Source organism: Terrabacter sp. P5_B1, assembly GCF_056400505.1.
The window spans coordinates 1-5331 of the sequence record NZ_JBFULD010000296.1 but is presented as its reverse complement, the minus strand read 5'-3'; the positions used below and the strand labels follow the sequence as shown (position 1 = coordinate 5331).

Below are 5331 nucleotides of genomic sequence, written 5' to 3'. Positions count from 1 at the left end.
GGCCGAGCTCGCGCGCCTGCGCAGGCTGGCGGGCGACCTCGGCGCCGAGTTCCAGAACGTCTCGGGCGCCGACGTGGCCGAGGCGATCCTCGACCATGCCCGTGGCGTCAACGCCACGCAGATCGTCGTCGGCGTCAGCCGCCGCAGCCGCTGGCAGCAGATCCTGCGCCCGAGCATCGCCTCCGAGGTCGCCGACCGCTCCGGCGACATCGACGTCCACCTCGTCCCGCACGAGGGCTCGAAGGTCGGTCGCCGCGGCGCACGCGCCGCCGGCCTGCCCAGACGTCGTGTCCTCGGCGGTCTGCTGCTCGCCGTCGTCGCTCTGGTGGCCCTGACCGCGGTGCTCGTCCCGACGCGCGGGGGCCACACCCTGTCGCTGGACCTGCTGCTCTACCTCGCACTGACCGTGGTCTGTGCCCTCGTCGGCGGCATCTGGCCCGCGCTCTTCTGCGCCGTCGTCGGCTCGCTCGTCGTCAACTGGTTCTTCACCGAGCCCCGGGGCACCCTGACCATCAGCGACGCCCCGAACGCGCTGGCGCTCGCCGTCTTCGTCCTGGTGGCGATGGCGGTCTCCTCGGTCGTCAACCTCGCCGCCCGACGGACCGAGCAGGCGATCTCGGCCGAGCGCGAGTCGTCGGCCCTCGCGGCGATGAGCCGTGACCTCCTGGCCGAGCCCCGCCCCCTCCCGGCCCTGCTCGAACACGCCCGGGACGACCTCGGGATGCGGTCGGCCGTTCTCACCGAGTCCGGCGAGGACCGACCCTCGAGGGTCGTCGCCTCGACGGACCCGCTCCTGCCGGCGGGGAGCACCGTGCCGGCAGGGACGACGTGGGCCCTGGACGTGACGGTCGACGACGGCGTGCACCTGCTGCTCGACGGGCCTCCCGTGGCCGCGGAGGACCAGCGCGTCGTGGGTGCCTACGCTGCGCACGCCGCCATCCTGCACGGACGCGAACAGCTCGTCCGAGCCGCCCGCGAGGCCGCCGGCCTGGCCCGCGACAACGCCGCCCGCACGACCCTCCTCGCGGCCGTCTCGCACGACCTGCGCACCCCACTCGCCAGCATCAAGGCCGGCGTGTCCACCCTGCGTCAGTCCGGCCTGGAGCTGCCCCCCGAGGACGAGGCCGAGCTGCTCGAGTCGATCGAGGAGAGCGCCGACCGCCTCGACGCCCTCATCGGCAACCTCCTCGACCTCTCCCGGCTGGAGACGGGGGCCGTGCGCGCCCACCACCACTCCGTCGACCTGCTCGATGCCGTCGTCTCCACGGTGCGCACGACGTCCGAGCCGCAGCACGTCGAGGTCGAGCTCGAGCCGGACCTGCCCCTCGTCCACGCCGACCTCGGCCTGCTCGACCGGGTCCTCGCCAACGTCGTCGAGAACGCCCTGAGGCACCGCGACGACGCCGAGGTCCGCATCACGGCGGGGCGCATCGCGAACACCGTCCAGCTGCGCGTCATCGACCGGGGCCAAGGGGTCGCCGATGCCGACAAGGAGCGCATCTTCGCCGCCTTCCAGCGGGCCGGCGACGCTCCGCAGGGCGACGGACTCGGCCTGGGCCTGGCCGTGGCCCGTGGGCTCATGACCGTCATGGGGGGATCCCTCGTGGCCGAGGACACCCCGGGCGGTGGCCTCACGATGCTCATCGAGCTGCCGCTCTCGCCTGCCCCCCAGGCCGCCCTGCAGGAGGAGACGTGACCCGAGTACTGGTCGTCGACGACGACCCGCGGCTGCAGCGCACGCTGTCGATCGCGCTGCGGGCGCACGGCAACGAGGTCGTGACTGCCTCGGACGGCCGTTCCGCGGTGCAGTCGGTGGCCGAGGACGCGCCCGACGTCGTCATCCTCGACCTCGGGCTGCCTGACCTCGACGGCACCGAGGTGCTGCGCCGCATCCGCGCCGCGTCGGTCGTGCCCGTCATCGTCCTGTCTGCCCGGCACGAGTCGGACGACAAGATCGAGGCCCTCGATCTCGGAGCCGACGACTACGTGACGAAGCCCTTCGGTGTCGAGGAGCTGCTGGCCCGGGTGCGGGCGGCGGTGCGGCGCGGCAACGACCTCGGACGGCATCTCGCACCGGTCGTCACGGACCACTTCACCCTCGACTTCGCCGAGCGGCGCGCGCGGGTCGCCGGTGAGGACGTCCGGCTCACCCCGACCGAGTGGCGCCTGCTCGAGGCGCTGTGCCGCGAGCCCGGGCACCTCGTCCAGCAGCAGGAGCTGCTCCGCGCCGTCTGGGGTCCGTCCTACGGCCGGGAGTCGAACTACCTGCGCGTCTACGCCAACCAGCTGCGCCGCAAGCTCGAGCTCGACCCGGCCAGCCCGCGCCACCTCCTCACCGAGCCCGGCCTCGGCTACCGCTTCAACCCCTGAAACCGTCGAGAGGCCACGTTCGGTCGCTTCTCCCCACTCGAAGGGCCACGTGTGGCCGCTTCGCGGTGGCGCGTATGCCCTGGTCGGCGTGGCCTCTCGACCGTTGGGGGGCGACCACTCGTGGCCTCTCGACGGTTGGGAGGCGACCACTCGTGGCCTCTCGACGGTGAAAGGGACCTTGGGGTCAGTCGCGCTCGCGGTAGCCGCGGGCACCCCGGTCGGTGAGGTTCCAGGCGTCCTCGGACTCCTCGTCGTCCTCGTCGACCGTGCGCGTCATGTCGCCGGGGGTCCACCGGGCCGTGGGCACGGCCGTCGTCTCGTCGTCGTCGTCGAGGCGCTGCTCGCCGCGCTGCGCGACGAGCGCGGCCGTCCGCTGGGGCGCAGCGTCCGGCTCCGCGTCGTCGGCATAATGCGCCGAGACCTCCGGCGGCTCCACGTCGACGGGCGGGGCGGCATACGGCTGCGCGGGCTCGACGATGTCGTCGAGGTCCGCCGGCTCGTTGGGGTGCGGCACGTCGTCGCCGCGCAGCAGCGCGAGCGTCTGCTCGAGGTCGTCCGGACGCACGAGCACGTCACGGGCCTTGGAGCCCTCGCTCGGCCCCACGACCCCGCGCGACTCGAGCAGGTCCATGAGGCGGCCGGCCTTGGCGAAGCCGACGCGCAGCTTGCGCTGGAGCATCGACGTCGAGCCGAACTGCGTCGTCACGACGAGCTCGGTGGCCTGGAGCAGCACGTCGAGGTCGTCGCCGATGTCGTCGTCGATCTGCTTCTTCGGGGCCGCGACGGTGACGTTCTCGACGTAGTTGGGCTTGAGCTGGGTCGTGACGAACTTGACGACCTCGTGGATCTCCGACTCGTTGACCCACGCTCCCTGGACGCGCATCGGCTTGCTCGCGCCCATCGGCAGGAAGAGCGCGTCACCCTGGCCGATGAGCTTCTCGGCGCCGGGCTGGTCGAGCACGACGCGGCTGTCGGCCAGCGAGCTCGTCGCGAACGCCATGCGCGAGGGCACGTTGGCCTTGATCAGGCCGGTGACGACGTCGACCGACGGGCGCTGCGTGGCGAGGACGAGGTGGATGCCGGCGGCGCGGGCCAGTTGGGTGATGCGCACGACCGACTCCTCGACGTCGCGCGGGGCGACCATCATGAGGTCGGCGAGCTCGTCGACCACGACGAGGAGGTAGGGGTAGGTCGTGATCTGCCGCTCGGAGCCGGGCAGGGGCTTGACCTTGCCGGCGCGCACGGCCTTGTTGAAGTCGTCGACGTGCTTGAAGCCGAACGCCGCGAGGTCGTCGTAGCGCTGGTCCATCTCCTTGACGACCCAGGCGAGCGCCTCGGCCGCCTTCTTGGGGTTGGTGATGATCGGGGTGATGAGGTGCGGGATGCCTTCGTATGCCGTCAGCTCGACGCGCTTCGGGTCGACGAGGATGAGGCGCACCTCCTCAGGCGTGGCGCGCATGAGGATCGAGGTGATCATCGAGTTGACGAAGCTCGACTTTCCGGAGCCCGTGGCGCCGGCGACGAGCAGGTGCGGCATCTTGGCGAGGTTGGCGATGACGTAGGCGCCCTCGACGTCCTTGCCGACGCCCATGACCATGGGGTGCTCGTTGCCGCGCGCAGTGTGGCTGCGCAGCACGTCGCCCAGCGAGACGTTCTCACGGTCGAGGTTCGGGATCTCGATACCGATGGCGGACTTGCCCGGGATGGGGCTGAGGATGCGCACGTCGGCCGAGGCGACGGCATACGCGATGTTCTTCGACAGGGCGGTGACGCGCTCGACCTTCGTGCCCGAGCCGAGCTCGACCTCGTAGCGCGTGACCGTCGGGCCGCGCGTGAAGCCCGTGACGGCGGCGTCGATGTCGAACTGGTCGAAGACGTTGGTCAGGCTCTCGACGACGCGGTCGTTGGTCTCGCTGCGCGTCTTGTGCGCCGGGCCGGGCGTCAGCATCGCGGGGTCGGGCAGGCGGTAGGTGATGTCGCCGCCGAGGCTCAGCTGCTCGACCCGCGCCGGCAGCTCCGACATGGGCGGCGGGATGAGCTCGGCCTTGGGGCCGATCTTGCTCGTGTCGGGGGCGCCGAGGGTCTTCGGGTCCGTCGCGTCGATGACCTTCTCGCGGCCCTTCTCGCCGCTCTTCTCGCCGCCGGGGCGCGGCGCCAGCAGGCCGGGCGGGGTCGCGCGCTTCTCGCCGGGGCGCGGCCGCGCGGCACCCTCGTCCTCGAGCGCCTTCTGGGCGGCCTGGCGGAAGGCCTCGTCACCGTCGCGTTCGGACAGGTCCACGGGCTTGCGGCGGGCCCGCTTGACGGCTGCCGCCGGGGCGTCGTCGGCGTCATCGGGCTGGTCGTCCGCGTGGCCCCGGTCGATGACGAGGGCCCGGAGCTGACGCATCCGGGTCGGGATCATGTTGACCGGGGTGGCCGTGACGACGAGCAGGCCGAAGAGGCCGAGCAAGATGAGCAGGACGACCGCACCGTAGGTGGAGACGGCCGCGGCGAGCGGGCTCGACGCGAGGAAGCCGAGGATGCCGCCCGCGGCGCGCATGCCGTCGGCACCGTCGGGCGGGTTGGGGATGCCGTCGGCGAGGTGCGACAGGCCGCACGCGGCGAAGGTCAGCGCGATGGTGCCCACGACGATGCGGCTGGTGGCGGCGTCGTCCTGCGGCGCGCGGAGCATGCGCAGGCCGAGGGCGATCAGGACGAGCGGGACGGCGTAGGCGACGCGCCCGAAGGTGCCGGCGAAGACCGCGTGCACGATGTCGCCGAAGGTGCCGGCGACGCCCCACCACTCGCGGGCGGCGACGATGACGGCGAGCGCGATGAGGGCGAACCCCATGCCGTCGCGGCGGTGCTCCGGTTCGAGGTCCGCGGCGCTGTGGCCGACGCGGCGCACCGCTCCCCCGGCCAGGTGCGAGACGCCCATCCACGTGTTGCGCATCGCACCGAGCGGGAAGGGCAGGCCTCCGC

The 5331-nt window shown here is 72.5% G+C and carries 3 protein-coding genes; 2 read left to right on the top strand and 1 reads right to left on the bottom strand.

All coding sequences use genetic code 11. From position 1 onward, the window contains the following. Both AC1DP0_RS17595 and AC1DP0_RS17590 read left to right on the top strand, forming a co-directional pair. On the top strand, positions 1-1696 hold a 1696-nt coding region (locus AC1DP0_RS17595), incomplete at its 5' end, for a DUF4118 domain-containing protein (protein ID WP_478086844.1). Beyond that, positions 1693-2370 carry a response regulator gene (locus tag AC1DP0_RS17590; protein WP_478086842.1) on the top strand — a complete coding sequence of 226 codons (678 nt, stop codon included), beginning with the start codon at positions 1693-1695 and terminating at the stop codon, positions 2368-2370. The genes AC1DP0_RS17595 and AC1DP0_RS17590, both read left to right, overlap by 4 nt. A 184-nt stretch (positions 2371-2554) precedes the next feature. Here the strand turns inward: AC1DP0_RS17590 and AC1DP0_RS17585 are convergent. After that, positions 2555-5331, bottom strand: a 2777-nt coding sequence (locus tag AC1DP0_RS17585) for an FtsK/SpoIIIE family DNA translocase (RefSeq protein ID WP_478086840.1), incomplete at its 5' end; no start/stop codon positions are given.